This is a genomic window from Cryobacterium sp. TMT1-2-1, from assembly GCF_004403955.1.
In the GTDB taxonomy this organism is placed as follows: domain Bacteria; phylum Actinomycetota; class Actinomycetes; order Actinomycetales; family Microbacteriaceae; genus Cryobacterium; species Cryobacterium psychrotolerans.
Genome location: NZ_SOHC01000020.1, coordinates 45,054 through 63,035 on the forward strand (window position 1 = coordinate 45,054; position 17,982 = coordinate 63,035).

15 protein-coding genes are annotated in these 17,982 nt (G+C 68.5%); 12 read left to right on the forward strand and 3 right to left on the reverse strand.

Features of this window, described 5'->3' with window-relative positions:
- Positions 1–38: 38 nt before the first annotated feature.
- The 3 genes from secD (at position 39) to E3T33_RS02650 (ending at position 5,190) form a co-directional block, all read left to right on the forward strand.
- Entirely contained in the window at positions 39–1,766 is a 1,728-nt protein-coding gene (secD, locus tag E3T33_RS02640; protein WP_092322077.1) for a protein translocase subunit SecD, read from the forward strand.
- The gene (gene secF / locus E3T33_RS02645; protein WP_134574678.1) at positions 1,766–2,782 is read left to right on the forward strand and encodes a protein translocase subunit SecF; all 1,017 of its coding nucleotides are present in this window, start codon (positions 1,766–1,768) and stop codon (positions 2,780–2,782) included. Before secD ends, secF begins: the two co-directional genes overlap by 1 nt.
- A 155-nt stretch (positions 2,783–2,937) precedes the next feature.
- Positions 2,938–5,190, forward strand: coding sequence for a bifunctional (p)ppGpp synthetase/guanosine-3',5'-bis(diphosphate) 3'-pyrophosphohydrolase (locus tag E3T33_RS02650; RefSeq protein WP_092322074.1), 2,253 nt, complete (start codon positions 2,938–2,940; stop codon positions 5,188–5,190).
- Between the two features lie 95 nt (positions 5,191–5,285).
- Here the strand turns inward: E3T33_RS02650 and E3T33_RS02655 are convergent, their stop codons facing one another.
- The 3 genes from E3T33_RS02655 to E3T33_RS02665 all read right to left on the reverse strand — a co-directional run bounded on the left by E3T33_RS02655 (position 5,286) and on the right by E3T33_RS02665 (position 8,161).
- Positions 5,286–5,945 carry a hypothetical protein gene (locus tag E3T33_RS02655; protein ID WP_134574679.1) on the reverse strand — a complete coding sequence of 220 codons (660 nt, stop codon included), beginning with the start codon at positions 5,943–5,945 and terminating at the stop codon, positions 5,286–5,288.
- An 84-nt stretch (positions 5,946–6,029) separates the two neighbouring features.
- The gene (locus tag E3T33_RS02660) at positions 6,030–7,262 is read right to left on the reverse strand and encodes a DUF349 domain-containing protein (protein WP_134574680.1); all 1,233 of its coding nucleotides are present in this window, start codon (positions 7,260–7,262) and stop codon (positions 6,030–6,032) included.
- A gap of 104 nt (positions 7,263–7,366) precedes the next feature.
- Positions 7,367–8,161 (reverse strand): peptidylprolyl isomerase, encoded by a 795-nt coding sequence (locus E3T33_RS02665; RefSeq protein WP_134574681.1) that lies wholly within the window; start codon positions 8,159–8,161, stop codon positions 7,367–7,369.
- A 149-nt stretch (positions 8,162–8,310) separates the two neighbouring features.
- On the opposite strand from E3T33_RS02665, the gene E3T33_RS02670 reads away from it, so the two are divergent.
- The 9 genes from E3T33_RS02670 (at position 8,311) to aroC (ending at position 17,981) form a co-directional block, all read left to right on the forward strand.
- A complete protein-coding gene (locus E3T33_RS02670) occupies positions 8,311–9,696 on the forward strand; it encodes a replication-associated recombination protein A (protein ID WP_134574682.1) in 1,386 nt (461 codons plus the stop codon).
- Between the two features lie 191 nt (positions 9,697–9,887).
- The gene (rpsD, locus tag E3T33_RS02675) at positions 9,888–10,517 is read left to right on the forward strand and encodes a 30S ribosomal protein S4 (protein ID WP_092322067.1); all 630 of its coding nucleotides are present in this window, start codon (positions 9,888–9,890) and stop codon (positions 10,515–10,517) included.
- Positions 10,518–10,644: 127 nt separating this feature from the next.
- Positions 10,645–11,019: a DUF948 domain-containing protein gene (locus E3T33_RS02680; RefSeq protein WP_092322065.1), complete on the forward strand. Its 375-nt coding sequence runs from the start codon at positions 10,645–10,647 to the stop codon at positions 11,017–11,019.
- A gap of 79 nt (positions 11,020–11,098) precedes the next feature.
- Positions 11,099–11,332, forward strand: coding sequence for a hypothetical protein (locus E3T33_RS02685; RefSeq protein WP_092322064.1), 234 nt, complete (start codon positions 11,099–11,101; stop codon positions 11,330–11,332).
- A gap of 48 nt (positions 11,333–11,380) precedes the next feature.
- Complete coding sequence (alaS, locus tag E3T33_RS02690; protein WP_134574683.1) at positions 11,381–14,035, forward strand: alanine--tRNA ligase; 2,655 nt, start codon at positions 11,381–11,383, stop codon at positions 14,033–14,035.
- A gap of 3 nt (positions 14,036–14,038) precedes the next feature.
- A complete protein-coding gene (gene ruvX, locus E3T33_RS02695; RefSeq protein WP_174843267.1) occupies positions 14,039–14,533 on the forward strand; it encodes a Holliday junction resolvase RuvX in 495 nt (164 codons plus the stop codon).
- Between the two features lie 4 nt (positions 14,534–14,537).
- A complete protein-coding gene (gene mltG, locus E3T33_RS02700; protein ID WP_241982802.1) occupies positions 14,538–15,893 on the forward strand; it encodes an endolytic transglycosylase MltG in 1,356 nt (451 codons plus the stop codon).
- Complete coding sequence (locus tag E3T33_RS02705) at positions 15,886–16,767, forward strand: shikimate dehydrogenase (protein ID WP_134574685.1); 882 nt, start codon at positions 15,886–15,888, stop codon at positions 16,765–16,767. Before mltG ends, E3T33_RS02705 begins: the two co-directional genes overlap by 8 nt.
- Positions 16,768–16,772: 5 nt before the next feature.
- Entirely contained in the window at positions 16,773–17,981 is a 1,209-nt protein-coding gene (gene aroC / locus E3T33_RS02710) for a chorismate synthase (RefSeq protein WP_092322058.1), read from the forward strand.
- Position 17,982 lies beyond the last annotated feature (1 nt).

Genomic DNA, 17,982 nt, shown 5'->3' on the forward strand with positions numbered 1-17,982 from the left:
ACGGGCGCGGGCACGAGCATAGAAAGCTGAGTTCACAGGTGGCAAAGTCGACCCCGGTCAAGAAGGCCTGGCGTTCCCTGTCCTGGTTAGGCGTGATTATCGTCGGCCTGTTCGCCCTCAATGCGGCCGGTGTCATGGGCGGTAGCGGTTCCTGGGCGCCCAAGCTTGCGCTCGATCTCGAGGGCGGCACTCAGATCATCCTGGCTCCCAAGCTCGAGTCGGGCCAGTCCGTCTCGCCCGAGCAGCTGAACCAGGCCGTGTCGATCATCCGGGAGCGCATCAACTCCGCCGGTGTGTCCGAGTCGGAGATCAACACCCAGGGTGGCAAGAACATTGTCGTGTCGATCCCGGGCACTCCCGATGACGCGACGATCAACCGGATCGAATCTTCGGCCAAGCTCGAGTTCCGGCCGGTGCTCCTGGCCGGGGCTCCCTCCGGAGACAGCGTCGGCGGGGACGGCGCTGCGGCGACGCCCACTCCGACGCCCAGCGTCGACCCGGGCAGCCTCCCGAGCACGCCCAGCGTCAAGCCCACCAACGCCAGCGACCTCAACTACGTCACCCCGGCGCTCCAGGCGCAGTACGACGCTTTCGACTGCAGCAAGATCGACAACGCCGTCGTCGCCCCGGCCGACAAGCCGCTCGTTACCTGTGAGGCCGATGGCTCCGTCAAGTACGTGCTCGGCCCGGTCGAAGTCAGCGGTTCCAACATTGCGGACGCGACCAACGGCCAGGTGACCACACAGTCCGGAGCCACCACCGGCGAGTGGGCCGTGAACATGGTCTTCGACGCCGCAGGCACCAAGGACTTCGCGACCGTCACGACCCGCCTGAGCGGGCTGCAGGGTGTGCAGAACCAGTTCGCGATCGTGCTCGACGGCTCGGTCATCTCCGCGCCGCGCACGCTCGCGGTGATCACCGACGGCAAGCCGCAGATCACCGGAAACTTCACCCAGGTGACGTCCAAGTCACTGGCCGACCAGCTCAAATTCGGCGCGCTGCCGCTGAGCTTCGCCGTGCAGAGCCAGGACACGATTTCGGCGACTCTCGGAACCGCCCAGCTGACCAGCGGTCTGATCGCCGGCCTGATCGGGCTCGTCCTGGTCGTGCTGTACTCGATCGCGCAATACCGGCTGCTCGGGCTCGTCACCGTCGCGTCACTCGTCGTGGCCGCGGTGATCACCTACCTTCTGATCACGATCCTGTCCTGGCGGGAAGGCTACCGATTGTCCCTCGCCGGTGTCGCGGGGTTGATCGTGGCTATCGGTATCACCGCCGACTCGTTCATCGTGTACTTCGAACGTGTTCGGGACGAGCTGCGGGACGGTCGCGGACTCGAGTCCGCGGTCGAGAGCGGCTGGAGGCGGGCCATCCGCACGATCATCGCCTCCGACGCGGTCAACTTCCTCGCCGCCGCGGTCCTGTTCATCCTCGCCGTCGGCAACGTGCGCGGATTCGCGTTCACCCTCGGCCTCACCACCATCGTCGACCTCATCGTGGTCATGCTGTTCACGCACCCGATGCTGCAGCTCCTCGCACGGACGAGATTCTTCGCCGAGGGCCACCGGTTCAGCGGGCTCGACCCGCGGGCCCTGGGTGCCGTCTATCGGGGTCGGGCCAAGTTCTTGCCCGCCCCGCAGGTTGCCTCCTCGAAGTCGGCCGCGTCGAGCCGTGAGGCCGCGAAACGCCAGACCATCGCCGAACGCAAGGCGACAGAAAAGGTCGGTTCCAGCACGAATCGGTCGACCGACGGGAAGGATTCCTAATGGCCAGCTTTGCCCAGTTCGGCAACGACCTCTACACCGGCAAGCGTTCCTTCGACATCGTCGGCCGCCGCAAGCTCTGGTACCTGATCGCCGCGGTGATGATTCTCATCGCTGTCGTCGGACCGCTGCTGCGCGGCGGCTTCGTCTTCGGCATCGAGTTCACGGGCGGTTCCGAGTTCGTCGTGTCCGACGCCAAGACGCAGGACCAGGCTCCGGCAGCCGAAGCCGTCGCCAGCGTGGACCCGGCGGCCGTGCCGAAGATCTCTTCGGTCAGCAACTCGGGCGTCCGGGTGCAGACGGATCAGCTGGAGCCTGGGGCGTCCCGCGAGGTGCGCGCTGCGCTGGCCGAGGCCTACGCGGTCCCGGAGACCCAGGTGACATCGTCCTTCATCGGCCCGTCGTGGGGCGCGGACATCACCGGTCAGGCGCTCCGCGGCCTGCTGGTGTTCCTCGTGCTCGCCTCCGTCGTCATGGCGTTGTACTTCCGAACCTGGAAGATGTCCCTGGCCGCCATGGTCGCCCTGCTGCACGACCTCATCCTCACGGCCGGCTTCTACGGCCTGACCGGCTTCGAGATCACGCCGGCGGCCGTCATCGGCTTCCTCACGATCCTGGGTTACTCGCTGTACGACACCGTGGTGGTCTTCGACAAGATCAGGGAGAACACCGCGGAGGATGGACCCGAATCCCGCCGCACGTTCGCGGAGTCGGTCAACCTGGCCGTGAACCAGACCCTGGTGCGCTCGATCAACACCTCGGTCGTGGCCATGCTCCCGGTTGCGTCCATTCTGTTCATCGGCGCCTTCGTCCTCGGGGCCGGAACCCTGCGCGACATCGCCCTGGCGCTCCTGATCGGCATCTTCGTCGGCACGTACTCGACGATCTTCGTTGCTGCTCCGCTCTACGCACAGCTCCGTACCGCGGAGCCGGAGGTTCGCAAGCGCGACAAGAAGGCGCTCGCCCTCCGCGCCAAGGCGGGCGTGGCCGCGCCGAGGCAGGAGAACCTGACCGTATGATCCGGTCTCCGGACGCGTAGGCCGAGGTGGATGCCTCGCCGGGCGCGCCGGAGGCCAGCCGCCTCGTCCCGGCCGCCAATACTGGCCGGAGGGGATCCCGGGCGATGTTCTCGGCTGGATCAGCGATAATAGGCCGAGGAGAGTGAGGTGAAGCGATGACGGAGACAACAACGCCATCCACCGCTTCACTGCGCCGCCTGGTACCGCGCATCTTTTCCCGCGCCCAGCCGGTCGGGGCCGTCGACACCCTGCTGAAGACCGTGCGGATGCATCATCCCAAGGCCGATCTCGGTGTGATCGAGCGTGCGTACACCGCTGCCGAACGTGCCCACGAGGGCCAGGTTCGCCGGAGCGGGGAACCGTACATCACCCACCCGGTGGCCGTCGCCCAGATCCTGGCCGACCTCGGCATCGGGCCGAAGACGATTGCCGCCGCGGTGCTGCACGACACCGTCGAGGACACCGCCTACACGCTCGATGCCCTGAGGGTCGACTTCGGCGACGAGATCGCGATGCTTGTCGACGGCGTCACCAAGCTCGACAAGGTCAAGTACGGCGACAGTACGCAGGCCGAGACGGTGCGCAAGATGATCGTCGCGATGTCCAAGGACATCCGCGTGCTGATCATCAAACTCGCCGACCGCCTGCACAACGCGCGCACCTGGGGCTTCGTGCCGGCCGAATCCGCCACGCGGAAGGCGACGGAGACGCTGGAGATCTACGCGCCGCTGGCTCACCGCCTGGGCATCCAGACGATCAAGTGGGAGCTCGAAGACCTCTCCTTCGCCGTGCTCTACCCCAAGCTCTACGCGGAGATCGAGAGCCTGGTCAAACAGCGCACGCCGCAGCGTGAGGAATTCGTCCAGCAGATCATCGAGTCGATCAACGACGACCTCAAGGCGGCGCGGATCCGCGGCAAGGTTGCCGGGCGCCCGAAGCAGTACTACTCGATCTACCAGAAAATGGTCGTGCGCGGCCGCGAGTTCGACGAGATCTACGATCTGGTGGGCATCCGTGTGCTGGTTAACTCGGTGCGCGACTGCTACGCCGTGCTGGGTGCGATCCACGCGAGGTGGACGCCGCTGCCCGGCCGCTTCAAGGACTACATAGCCACGCCCAAGTTCAACCTCTACCAGTCGCTGCACACGACGGTCCTGGGGCCGAACGGTCGCCCGGTCGAGATCCAGATCCGCACCCAGGAGATGCACCAGCGCGCCGAATTCGGCGTCGCGGCGCACTGGAAGTACAAGGACCAGACCACCGGCAAGAGCACCGGGCCCGGCCCGCAGAGCGACACCGACATGGCCTGGCTGGCGCACATCTCCGACTGGCAGGCCGAGACCGCAGACCCCGGCGAGTTCCTGGACTCCCTCCGGTTCGAGATCGGCGCCAAAGAGGTGTACGTGTTCACGCCGAAGGGTCGCGTCATCGGCCTGCCGGCCGGCGCGACCCCGGTCGACTTCGCCTATGCCGTGCACACCGAGGTCGGTCACCGCACCATGGGTTCCAAGGTCAACGGGCGGCTCGTGCCGCTTGAGAGCACCCTCGAGACCGGCGACGTGGTCGAGGTGTTCACGTCGAAGAACCCCGACTCAGGCCCCAGCAAGGACTGGCTGAACTTCGTCAAGAGCCCCCGGGCGCGGAACAAGATCCGGCAGTGGTTCACCAAGGAACGCCGCGACGAGGCCATCGAACAGGGTCGCGACTCGATCGCCCGGGCGATGCGCAAGCAGAACCTGCCGCTGCAGAAGCTGATGAACCAGGATTCTTTCGCCGAAGTCGCGGCGATGATGAAGTACGAGGACGTCTCGGCGCTGTATGCCGCCGTCGGCGAGGGCCATGTCTCGACCCAGTCGGTGCTCGAGAAGGTCGTGGCTTCGCTGCAAAGCGTCGAAGAAAGCGACAGCACCGACCTCCCCGTCGCCCCTCGTGGCCGCACACAGACCCTGCGCAACAGCGACTCCGGGGTGCTCGTGCGGGGCGCCCCGGACATCCTCGTCAAGCTCGCCCGCTGCTGCACCCCGGTTCCGGGTGACAAGATCGTCGGCTTCATCACCCGCGGGTCCGGGGTGTCGGTGCACCAGGCCGCGTGCCACAACGTGCACTCGCTGCTCAAGGAGCCCGAGCGCATGATCGACGTGGAATGGGCGCCCACCTCCAAGAGCCTCTTCCTCGTGCACATCCAGATCGAGGCCCTCGACCGGTCCGGTCTGCTCTCGGACGTGACGCGGGTGCTGTCCGAGCACCACGTCAACATCCTCTCCGCCACGGTCAACACCTCGAGCGACCGGCTGGCCCTCAGCCGGTTCGTCTTCGAGATGGGCGATGTGACCCACCTGGACCGGGTGCTGAACGCGGTGCGCCGGATCGACACCGTGTACGACGTGTACCGCGTCAGTGACGGCTAGTCCGTCCGTTCCCCTCTGCCCGTTCGGCCCTGCGCCGACCTTGACGGTTCCGGTCGAGGTTGGCTGGTGTGCCAGTCAAACTCGACCGCAACGGGTCAACTCAGGGCCGAGACTCGAGGGCCGCGTGCGCCGGCCGCGGCGGCGAGCAGCTGTGAGGCGCGTTCCAGCCTCGCCAGCGCGATCACCTTATGCGGCAGGTTCTGGCGCCGGCACAGCTGCTCCGCGGCGTGGGCGTCGGCGAAACCGCCGAGCCGGAGGAGTGCCGCCAGCAGCGCGACGAGCCCCCGTTCCGAGTCGGTGCCGGACGAGACTGGGCCGGTGGCGTCGGGGTCGGACCAGTCGCGACGCGACACGTCGGGGCCCGGCGACCGGGCCAGGTCGATGACGGTGCGCAGGGGAGTCGTCACCCGCAGCCCGGCGATCACCAGGGTCTCGTCCGGCCGGCAGCGCACCTCTCGCAGCTGAAGGCGCGGTGACGGCGGCACGTGGGTGCGCGCGCCGAGATCGACGCAGAAGTGGTGCCGGTGCGGCTCGGGCGCGAGACCATAGACCCAGGCGGCGGTCATCCGCTCGGCGATCGCCCGGCCGGGGACGAGCAGGCCGGCGGCGAGGGCGCGGGCGACGGGCCCGTCCACTTCGTCGACCGGGCACCAGGAATCGCCGAGAGCGTAGACCTCGCCGTCGAGACGGGCGCCGCACAGTTCGGCGAGGGGAAGGTCATCCGGAGTGAGCACCGGGGCAAGGATGCCGGTCATCCGACCAGAGTGCGGGCCAATCGTGCCGTTAACCGACGGATCCGGTGATCTGTGGACAGATCACCGGACTCGACAGCGTGGATACTACTGGCCGATGGCCTTCAGCCACGCCTTGCGGGTTTCGAGCGCCTCCGTGGCCTCGGCGATCGCCTGGGCGTCCTTGCTCTCCTGAGCCGTGGCCAGCTCGGCTTCGAGCTTCGCGATGGCGTCGTTCAACTGGCCGGCGAGACCTTCGGCGCGCGCCTTCGTCTCGGGGTTGTTGCGCTTCCAGTGGTCGTCGTCGAGCTTGCGCACGGCGGCTTCCACCTTGCGCAGGCGCTCGTCGACGACCTTGACCTGGTCGCGGGGAACCTTGCCGATGGCGTCCCAGCGACGCTGGATCGACGTGAGCGTCTCGCGCGCCCTGGTGCGGTCGGTTTCGGTCAGGAGCGCCTCGGCCTCGGTCAGGAGTTCGAGCTTCGTGGTGAGGTTGCCGGCGAATTCCTCATTGTCCTGGGCGTCGATTTCGCCCTTGGCGCCGTACAGCACGTCACCGGCCGCCTTGAACTTCGCCCACATGGCGTCGTCCTGCTTCTTGCCGGAGCGGCCCGCGTTCTTCCAGTCCTCCAACAGGCCCCGGTAGGCCGGGATGCCGTCGGCGCCCTTGGGCGCGAGGGCCTCGGCCTTCTCGATCAGCTGCTGCTTGCGGTTGCGGACGTCCTTGTGGGCACTGTCGAGGTCGGCGAAGAACGCCTTGCGGTTCTGTTCGATGGTGGTGCGGGCCGCGCGGAATCGCTTCCACAGTTCGTTGGCCTCACCCTTGGGGATGCGGGGCGCGTCGTGCTGGTGGGCCTGCCACTTGGTGAACAGCTCGTCCAGCGCCGCGCTGGCCTGCTTCCACTGCGTCTTGGCGGGGTCTTCGGCGGCGAGGCGTTCGGCCTCTTCGACGATCGCGGCGCGTTCGGCGATCGCGGCACCGGCGGCGGCCTTCGCCTCGGCGCCCTGCTGCTCGGTGAGCTCGGTCACGGCGCCGCCGAGGGCGGCGAGCCGCTCGGCGAGGGCGGCGAGGTTGCCGACGGCGTTGGCGGTGGCCACCGTCGCGGTCAGGTTGGCGACGGTCTTGGCGATGTCCGCGGCCGGAGCGCCACCCTTGGCGCGCTGCTCGAGCAGGGTGACCTGCCCGTTCAGTTCAACGTATTTGCGTTCGAAGTAGGCCAGGGCCTCTTCGGGGGTGGCGTCCGGGTACTGGCCGACGGCGCGTTCGCCCGCCGCTTCGCGCACGTAGACCGTGCCGGTTTCGTCTACGCGACCCCATGGTTGCTGATCTGTCGGAGTCAAGAGCCTCACCTTGCTGAATAGTTGCGTGCTGAGTAGTTGCGTGGCCCCGAACGGGGCAATACTGCACCCAGCCTATTGCAAGCCCGCGCGTCGCTCGCCTGAAACTACTGAACTGTTATCGCCGTGATCGCGGTCGGGACCTTCGGCGCGCCGTCCGTTTTGCCGTCCTTGGTCCCGGCATCCGTGATTTTTGCTTTCAACTCATCGAGGCCGCTCGTGATCTTGCCCAGCACGGTGTATCCGCCGGCCGCGTCGGCCGGGATGGTCGTGTCCTCGTAGACGATGAAGAACTGGCTGCCCATGCTGTACGCGTTGCCGCCCTGGCGGGCCATGGCGATCGTGCCCGCCGGGTACACGTCGTCCGCCGGGGCGTTCTCAACCGGACCGTAGCTGTAGCCGGGGCCGCCCGAGCCCGTGCCGTCGGGGTCGCCGCACTGCAGCACGAAAAAGCCGCCCATGGTGAGCCGGTGGCAGGAAACGTCGTCGTAGAAGCCGGTCCTGACCAGGTCGACCGTTGACGACACGGCCTGCGGGGCCAGTTTGCCGTCGAGTTCGAAACCGAGAGCCGAGTCGTTGAGGGTGAGTGAGCCCGTCCAGGTGCGGCCCTCGGCCAGGCTGCTGGGCGGGACGTCGCCCGAGTTCGCCCCCGCCGGGGCCGACGAGCTGGGCGTGGGCGTCGCGCCCGCGCTCGGGGCCGGGGTGCCCGGCCCGCCGGTGAAGAAGAGCAGCTGCGCGCCCACGGCGAGGATCAGCACCAGGCCGAGCGCGCTCCAGGCGAGCACGTTGTCGCGCTTCCGGCGCTTCTGCTGGTGTTCGTGCACGGCCTGCCGCGCCTGGTAGGCGCGCGCCCTGGCCCTGGCCTCGCGGGACACACGGTCTTGCCTGGTGCTCGGAACCACGTCAATCCTCCAGGGGCCGCCACCGGGCGGGTAGGCAAAAAGGGGGCAGCGGTGCCGCCGCTTGAATTCTACGCAACCCGGCGGAAGCGGGCAGAGTGCCGCGCGGGGACCGGGCAGCCGCGGTCGGCGGCACAAACTACGCTGGAGTCATGTCGGATGCCCAACCGGGACTGCGCAGTGGCGCAACCCCCCTCGCCGTGCGGATGCGCCCGAAAAGCCTCGACGAGGTCGCCGGTCAGCGGCACCTGCTGACCCCCGGCTCGCCGCTGGTCAGCCTGGCCAGTGACAAGACGGGGGAGCGGGGCTCGGTTTCGGTCATCCTCTGGGGCCCGCCCGGGACGGGCAAGACGACCCTGGCCCAGGCCATCGCCCACAGCTCCGGCCGCCGCTTCGTCGAACTCTCGGCCGTCTCCGCCGGTGTGCGCGATGTCCGCCAGGTGATGGAGGAGGCACGCACCAGCCGCGACCTCTACGGGCTGTCGACGGTGCTCTTCCTCGACGAGATCCACCGTTTCAGCAAGGCCCAGCAGGATGCCCTGCTTCCGGGCGTGGAGAACGGGGTGATCATCCTCGTGGCGGCGACCACCGAGAATCCCTCCTTCTCGGTCATCTCGCCGCTGCTGTCCCGGTCGCTCCTGCTGACCCTCGAAACGCTCAGCGACGACGACCTCGCCATCGTGGTCGACCGCGCCGTCGTGGATCCCCGGGGTCTCGCCGACAAGTTCGTGCTCGACGGCGAGGCGCGCGCGGCGATCATCCGGCTCGCGTCCGGAGACGCCCGGCGCGCGCTCACCGCGCTCGAGGCGGCTTCCGTCAGTGCCGCCACAACCAGTGCCGCCACGGCCAGTGCCGCCACGACCAGTGCCGCCACGACCACCGATGAGGGCACCGACACCAGGCCCGTGATCACCACGGAGATCGTCTCGCTCGCCGTCGACCGCGCGCTGCTCCGTTATGACCGCAATGGCGATGAGCACTACGACGTGATCAGCGCGTTCATCAAGTCGGTGCGCGGCTCCGACGTCGACGCGTCGCTGCACTACCTGGCCCGCATGATCGAGGCCGGGGAAGACCCGCGCTTCATCTGCCGTCGCATCATCGTTCTCGCCTCGGAAGACATCGGGATGGCGGACCCGCAGTCGCTCGTGATCGCGATCGCCGCCGCGGACGCCGTGCAGTACATCGGCATGCCCGAGGGCAGGATTCCGCTCGCCCAGGCCGTGGTGCACCTCGCGACGGCCCCCAAGTCCAACGCCGCCTACCTGGCGCTGGATGCCGCCATCGCCGACGTGCGGGCGGGCAAGACCGGCCGGGTGCCCAAGCACCTGCGCGACGGGCACTACCCGGGCGCCAAGCGACTCGGCCACGGCAAGGGCTACAAGTACCCGCACGACGACGCGCTCGGCGTGCTCGCCCAGCAGTATCCGCCGAACGAGCTCAAGACCGTGCGTTATTACGAACCCACCGAACACGGCCATGAGCGCGAGGTCTCGTCGCGCCTCGCGAAGCTGCGCCGGATCATCCGCGGCGGTTAGACGCTGTGTTAGTCTGAAGGCTGCCTACAACTGGTTTTGGCGTGCGGCTGCGCCCAACTCCGGTTTGGATGGGATTCGCTCTGTAGCCGAGCGGCCCGTGGCACCAACCCTCTGATCTCCCATGACGCCCGTGTGTTTGTAGCGCGTGCGCCCTGGCTTCCCTGTGTTTGAGTCTCCATCGAAAGGAACCCGTGTCTACCAAGTCACGTACCCGCAGCAAGACCCGCCTCTCTCGTGCACTGGGCATCGCCCTGACCCCGAAGGCGGCCAAGTACCTCGAGAAGCGTCCGTACGCTCCGGGCGAGCACGGCCGTACCAAGCGCAAGACCGACTCGGACTACGCCGTGCGCCTACGCGAAAAGCAGCGCTTGCGTGCCCAGTACGGCATCCGCGAGGCTCAGCTCAAGATCGCCTTCCAGGAAGCGCGTCGCGCCCAGGGCCTGACCGGTGAGAACCTGGTCGAGATCCTCGAGACCCGTCTCGACGCTCTCCTCGTGCGCTCGGCCATCGCCCGCACGACCGCCCAGGCCCGTCAGATGATCGTGCACCGTCACATCCTTGTCGACGGCCAGCTGGTCGACCGTCCGTCCTTCCGCGTGAAGCCGGGTCAGCTCATGCACGTCAAGCCCAAGAGCGAGGGCATGGAGCCGTTCCAGGTTGCAGCCGCCGGCGGCCACGTCGACCTGCTCCCCAAGCTCCCGGTCTACCTCGAGGTCGAACTCGACAAGCTGCAGGCCCGCCTCGTGCGTCGCCCCAAGCGCATCGAAATCCCCGTGACGTGTGAAGTCCAGCTCGTCGTCGAGTACTACGCAGCGCGCTAGCTCACCGGGCACCCCCCTGGGGTGTCGCGTCTGAACTACGCTTGAGGGCGGGTCACCCAGTGGGTGGCCCGCCCTTCGCGTATTTCGCGACCAATGCATGCCGATTCCGGAATGGAAGGTGTTGTCAATGTCAGGTGGAGATATCGCCGGATTGATCGCCGCAGGAGTTTTCGCGGTCCTGGTGGGCGTCCTCGCCCTGCCGCTGGTCAAGCTCGGGCGCGTTTTCGACGAGACCACCCTGGCCATCCGCGAGCTGAGCCGCGAGGTCGCGCCCCTGCTCCAGGAAGGCACGACGACCATCCGGGAAACGAACCAGCAGCTTGCCAGGGTCGACACCATCACCAGCAATATCGCGGATGCCACCGGCAACGCCTCCGCCCTCGTCGCCCTGTTCGCGTCAACGGTGGGTGGCCCGCTGATCAAGCTGGCCGGCTTCTCGGCCGGTGTGCGTGCGGCGTTCCGGGCCGGCCGCCCCGGCGGCGCCCGCCGCCGGCGAGCCTAGACCGCTACGCTGGATTCAGATCGTTGCGTCTCCGCCGCGAGTCGCCGAACAGTCGCAACACACATCAGGGAGTACCGAAATGAAGAATGTCATCTGGCTGGCCGTTGGCGTAGCAGTCGGTTTCGTCCTCGCGCACGAGGCGAACAAGACCCAGCAGGGCAAGCAGTTCTTCAACGACCTCGACGCGAAGGCCCGCGAGTTCGGTGAAGCCATTTCGGATGGTTACCGCGAGCGGGAGGCCGAACTGCGCGCCGCCCTCGGCGACGTCGACACGGCCGTCGACAAGGCCCTCGACGGCGTGACGAAGCCGTAGGCAGCACCCCCTCCACTTTTTTCGCCCTCTCTTCAAGCAACGGAACCCATGCAGACTGCTGAAATTCGCGGGCGCTGGCTCGCCTTCTTCGCCGATCGTGGACACACGGTCGTGCCGTCGGCGTCCCTCGTCAGCGACGACCCCACCCTCCTCTTCACCGTGGCCGGTATGGTCCCGTTCGTGCCGTACCTGACCGGCCTGGTGCCGCCGCCCTACCCGCGGGCCACCAGCGTGCAGAAGTGCATCCGTACCAACGACATCGAAGAGGTCGGCAAGACTCCTCGCCACGGCACCTTCTTTCAGATGGCCGGAAACTTCTCGTTCGGCGACTACTTCAAGGAGCAGGCGATCCAGTACGCCTGGGAGCTCCTCACCACGCCGGAGTCGGCAGGCGGCTACGGCTTCCTCGAGAAGGACCTCTGGGTCACGATCTACCTCGACGACGATGAGGCTTTCGGCTACTGGCGGGCGATCGGCGTGCCCGCCGACCGCATCCAGCGTCTCGGCAAGGAATCCAACTACTGGTCGACCGGCCAGTCAGGGCCCGCCGGTCCGTGTTCGGAGATTTTCTTCGACCGCGGCCCCGCCTACGGCGCCGACGGCGGCCCGGCCACCGACGACGACCGGTATGTCGAGATCTGGAACCTCGTCTTCATGCAGTACCTCCGCGGCGAGGGCACCGGCAAGGACGACTTTGAAATCCTCGGCGACCTGCCGAAGAAGAACATCGACACCGGCATGGGCCTGGAGCGCGTCGCCTTCCTCAAACAGGGCGTCGAGAACATGTACGAGATCGACCAGGTCCGCCCGGTCCTCGACCGCGCCGCAGCGCTCTCCCGGCGTGCCTACGGCGCCGACCATGAGGACGACGTGCGGATGCGCATCGTGGCCGACCACGTGCGCTCCTCGCTGATGCTGATGAGCGACGGCGTCATGCCGTCCAACGAAGGCCGTGGGTACATCCTGCGCCGCCTGATGCGCCGCACCGTGCGTGCGATGCGACTCCTCGGTGTCGAGGGCGCGACCTTCCCCGAGCTGTTCCCCGCGTCGCGCGACGCGATGAGCGACGCCTACCCGGAGGTCAAGTCCGACTACGACCGGATCAGCCAGGCCGCGTACGCCGAGGAGGAGACGTTCCTCCGCACGCTGACCAGCGGCAGCGCCGTGCTGGATGTCGCCGTGGCCAAAACGAAGAAGGCGGCCGGGGCCGAACTGCCGGGGGACACCGCGTTCCTGCTGCACGACACCTACGGCTTCCCGATCGAACTGACCCTCGAGATGGCGGAGGAAGCCGGGCTCAGCGTCAACCGCGAGGCCTTCGACGCCCTGATGTCCAAGCAGCGCGCCATGGCCAAGGCCGACGCGAAAGCGAAGAAGACCACCCTGGCCGACCTGTCCGTCTACAGCGCGTTCCGCGCCCAGGGCGCGACGGTCTTCACCGGCTACGACACCCTGCAGACCGAGTCGTCCATCCTCGGCCTCATCGTCGAGGGCGCCTCGGTGACGAACGCCGTCGCCGGGGAGATCGCCGAGGTCATCCTCTCGGAGACCTCGCTCTACGCGGAATCCGGCGGCCAGGAGGCCGACGCCGGCCTCATCGTCGGCCCCGGTTACGAACTCGAAGTGCTCGACGTGCAGAAGCCGGTGGCGGGACTGATCAGCCACAAGGTGCAGGTGCGAAGCGGTGAGGTCGGGGTGGGCGACAGCGCGACCAGCGTGGTCGACGCCGACTGGCGCCGCGGGGCACGCCAGGCCCATTCCGGGACGCACATCCTCCATGCGGCCCTCCGCCAGGTGCTCGGCCCGAACGCGCACCAGTCCGGCTCGTACAACAAGGCCGGGTTCCTCCGCTTCGACTTCTCCTGGAACCAGGCGCTCTCGCCGGCGACGCGCAGCGAGATCGAGGAGATCGCCAACAACGCCATCCGGGAGAACCTCGAGGTCGTCACCCGGGAAATGAATCTCACCGAGGCCAAGGCCCTGGGCGCCATGGCCCTGTTCAGCGAGAAGTACGGCGACCGCGTGCGTGTCGTCGATATCGGCGGGCCCTGGTCGCGCGAACTCTGCGCCGGAACCCACGTGTCGACGAGTGCGGAAATCGGCATGATCAACCTGGTCAGCGAGGCCTCCGTCGGTTCGACGAACCGGCGCGTCGAGTCGCTTGTCGGCCTGGAAGCGTTCCGCGACCTGGCGGCAGAGCGCGCGATCGTGTCGCAGCTCACCGCGAACCTCAAAACGCCCAAGGAGGCGCTCCCGGAGCGCATCAACGACCTGCTCCAGAACCTCAAGGCGGCGGAGAAGAAGATCGCCGCCTACGAGGCGCGCGCCCTCTCCGATCGCGTTCCGGCCCTCCTGGCGACGGCGTCCCGGGCCGGGTCGGTCATGCTCGTTGCCGAGAACCTGGGCACCCTGGCATCCGCCGACGACGTGCGGATGCTCGTCACCGCCACCCGTGAGCGGCTCGGCAGCGAGCCGGCCGTCGTGGCGCTGGCCGCAACGGTCGGTGAGAAGCCGGTCGTGATCGTCGCGACCAACCTGGCCGCCCGCGACGCCGGCCACAAGGCCGGTGCCCTGGCCAAGCAGGTCGCCGGAATCCTCGGCGGCGGCGGCGGCGGCAAGGACGACCTCGCGCAGGGCGGCGGCACGGACGTCTCCGCCGTTCCCAGCGCACTCGACGCCGTTCGCACGGCTGTGGCCCGCTAAGACGTGCGCCACGGCGTGCGGGTCGGTGTCGACGTCGGAACGGCCCGGATCGGAGTCGCCCGCAGCGACGCCCACGGCATGCTCGCGACGCCCGTCGAAACGGTGAACCGCGACAGCGCCGGCGTCGTCGATATCGCCCGGATTCGCGGGATCGTCGCGGAACTCGAGGCGGTGGAGGTCATTGTCGGGCTCCCGCTGGCGCTTTCGGGGAGGACGACGGCTTCGACGGGCGACGCGGTGGGCTTCGCGGAGGCCCTCGAGCGGGCGCTCCCGGTGCCCGTGCGGCTCGTTGACGAGCGGCTGTCCACCGTCGCCGCCCAGTCGGTGCTGCGGGCATCCGGTCGCAAGGCGAAAACCCACCGCCCGGTGATCGATCAGGTGGCCGCTACTATAATTCTGCAACACGCTCTGGACACCGAGCGAGCCTCGGGCAGGCCCCCCGGCACGCTCGTGGATCCACCGAGAGAGCCGACCGCCGACCCGCCCGAAAGGCCGTAAAACCGTGTCGCACACCCCACCGGAGTCCGTTGATTCGCCGAACGAGGGTACGCCGGGCGACGGTTCGCCGCGCGATGATCCGGCCGGTGGCTGGGAAGAGCTCCTGACCGGTGCGACGGAGACTCACCAGGGCGGCGAGGCCGGCTCGGCAGCGGGCTCGACGCCCGGTACGGCATCCGGGGCGGCAGCCGGGGAAACGGGCGGTTCGCGCCGGGCCGCCCGGGCGTCGCGCGGTCGCGTCCCGCGATCCGGGGGGCGGGCCGATCCCTCGAACGGGCCGCGACCGGGCATCAGGAGCCGCCGGGGAGCCTGGGGCTGCGTGAGCGTGCTGCTCGTGTTCGTCCTGCTTCTGGCGGCCGGGGCGTTCGCCCTGCAGGGACCGCTGTCCCAGCTGTACGCCTCGACCCAGGGGCCGCCCGACTACGAGGGCTCCGGTGGGAAGAAGCTCGTCGTGATGATCCACGACGGAGACACCGGGGGAGATGTCGCCGGCACCCTCGCGGAAGCCGGAGTCGTCAAGAGCTATGAGGCCTTCTACAAGTTGCTGCTCGCCAAATCACCCGCACCCGTATTCCAGCCGGGCGCGTACCAGCTGGCCGCGAAGATGAGCGCCCGCTCGGCGCTCGACGCCCTGCTCGACAAGAAGAACAAGCTCGAGCAGACCGTCGTCATCCCGGAGGGCACCACCGCTGCCGTCGCCCTGGAGTCGCTCGCGGAGGGGACGGATGTTCCGTTGGCCGACATCGAGGCTGCGGCGAAGAGTGTCGCCTCCTTCGGACTTCCCGCCGAGGCGACCAGCCTGGAAGGATTCCTCTTCCCGGCGACCTACAACTTCACGCCCGGCGTGACCGCCCATGATGCCATCAAGACCCTCGTCGACCGCCAGTTCAAGGCTCTCGACGATGCCGGGGTGAGCGAGGACAAGCGATGGACGACCATCACCATGGCCGCTTTGATCCAGCGCGAGGCGGGGCTCCGCGAGGACTACTTCAAGGTTTCGCGGGTCTTCTACAACCGGCTCAACCCCCAGCTGTGGCCGAGCGGGCTGCTCCAGTCAGACGCGACCGTGACGTACCGAACGGGAAACACCGACGTTGCGACCACGACGGACGCCGAGCGCGCCGACGCGAGCAACCCGTACAACACCTATGTGCACCCGGGCCTCCCGGCCGGGCCGATCTCGAACCCCGGGGACCTGGCCATCGACGCGGCCCTGCACCCCGCCGACGGGCCCTGGCTATACTTCGTGTCCTGGAACCTCGACACGGGCGAGACGATCTTCTCGTCCACGCTCAAGGATCACGAAGTCGCCGTCGCCAAATGGCTGGCCTGGATGAAGGACCACCCCGAGTATGGCTAACGAACTGCCGAACCGGCCCGTGCAGCGCCTCGCCGTGCTGGGATCTCCGATCGCGCACTCCCAGTCCCCGGCGCTCCACCGGGCCGCCTACGCCACCCTGGGCCTCGACTGGCAGTATGACGCCATCGAAGTGCGCGCCGGGGAGCTCGATGACTTCCTCGCCGGCCTCGGCGCGGAGTGGCACGGCCTGTCCCTGACCATGCCGCTCAAGCAGGAGGTCATGCCGCTCCTGACCGGCCTCGATCGGATGGCGACCCTCACCGGCGCGGCGAACACGGTGCTCCTCGGCCGCTCGGACGCCGGCCCCACCCTGACCGGGTTCAACACGGATGTCACGGGGCTGGTCCGAGCCCTGGCCGACGCCGGTCTCACCCGCGCGACCCACGTCACCCTGCTGGGGGCGGGGGCGACCGCGGCCTCGGCGCTCGTGGCCGCCGCAGAGCTCGGCGCGGAATCCGTCGACGTCGTCGTCCGCACCCCGTCCAAGGCCGGTCCCCTCATCGAGCTGGGCCACGGCGTCGGCGTGGCCGTCACGGTGGCGAACCTGACCAGCCTCGCCAGCCCGGAGCGGCAGAGCGACCTCGTGATCAGCACCCTGCCGGGCGGGCCTGTGCTGGCGGCCGAGTTCCCGGCGGAACTTCGGAACCGGGCCGTCTTGTTCGACGTGAGCTACTCCCCGTGGCCGAGCTCGCTGGCCCGGTCCTGGCAGGCCGCGGGGGGCACCGTGTGCTCGGGCCTCGGGATGCTGTTGCACCAGGCACTCATCCAGGTGCGCATCTTCGTCAGCGGCGATCCGTTCGAACCGCTGCCCCGGGAAGACGAGGTTTTGCAGGCGATGCGCGGCGCTTTGGCGGAGGAGCCTGTGGGAGGATAGGAGTCATGCTTCGTTGGCTCACAGCCGGAGAGTCCCACGGCCCCGAACTCATCGCCATTGTCGAGGGTTTGCCCGCTGGGATCCCGGTCTCCCTCACCGATATCCGCCTCGACCTCGCACGCCGCAAACTCGGCTACGGCCGGGGCGCCCGGATGAAATTCGAGCAGGACGAGCTCACCCTGTCCGGCGGGGTGCGCCACGGGCTCACCATGGGGGGCCCGGTCGCGCTGCGCATCGGCAACACCGAGTGGCCCAAATGGTCAGAGGTGATGAGCCCGGAACCGGTCGACCCCGCCACCCTGACCCGCGGCCGCGGATCGCCCCTCACCCGGCCGAGGCCCGGCCATGCCGACCTCGTCGGCATGCAGAAGTACGACTTCGACGAGGCCCGTCCCGTGCTCGAGCGGGCCAGCGCCCGCGAAACCGCCGCCCGGGTCGCCCTGGGCGCGGTCGCCCGGGCCTTCCTCGCCGAGCTGGGGATCACCCTGGTCAGCCACACCCTCTCGATCGGGCCGGTCCGGGTCCCCGAGGATGCCCCGCTGCCGCACCCCGGCGACGTCGACGCCCTCGACGCGGACCCGCTGCGCTGCTTCCACCCGGAGACATCCGCGCTGATGGTGGCCGAGGTGGATGCGGCGCACAAGGACGGTGACACTCTGGGCGGCATTGTTGAGGTGCTCGCCTACAACCTCCCTCCCGGCCTCGGTTCCTTCGTGCACTGGGACCGCCGGCTCGATTCCCAGCTCGCCGCGGCGCTGATGGGCATCCAGGCGATCAAGGCCGTCGAGGTCGGCGACGGCTTCCTCACCACCACGCGCCGCGGGTCCACCGCCCACGACGAGCTCGTCCAGGCCGACGGCGTCATCCAGCGGGCCGGCGACAAGGCCGGCGGCACCGAGGGAGGCATGAGCACGGGCACCGTGCTGCGGGTTCGCGCCGGCATGAAGCCGATCTCCACCATTCCCCGGGCCCTCCGCACCGTCGACGTCGCCACCAGCGAGGCCGCCCCCGCGCACCACCAGCGTTCCGACGTGTGCGCGGTTCCCGCGGCGGGCGTGGTCGCCGAGGCTATGGTCGCCCTGGTGCTGGCCAACTCCGTGCTCGAGAAATTCGGCGGAGACTCCATCGGCGAGACCAGGCGCAACCTCGACGGCTACCTCGCGAACATCCCGGCCAACTTGAAGACCGGCGCGTCCAGCGACGCGTCGCTCTAGC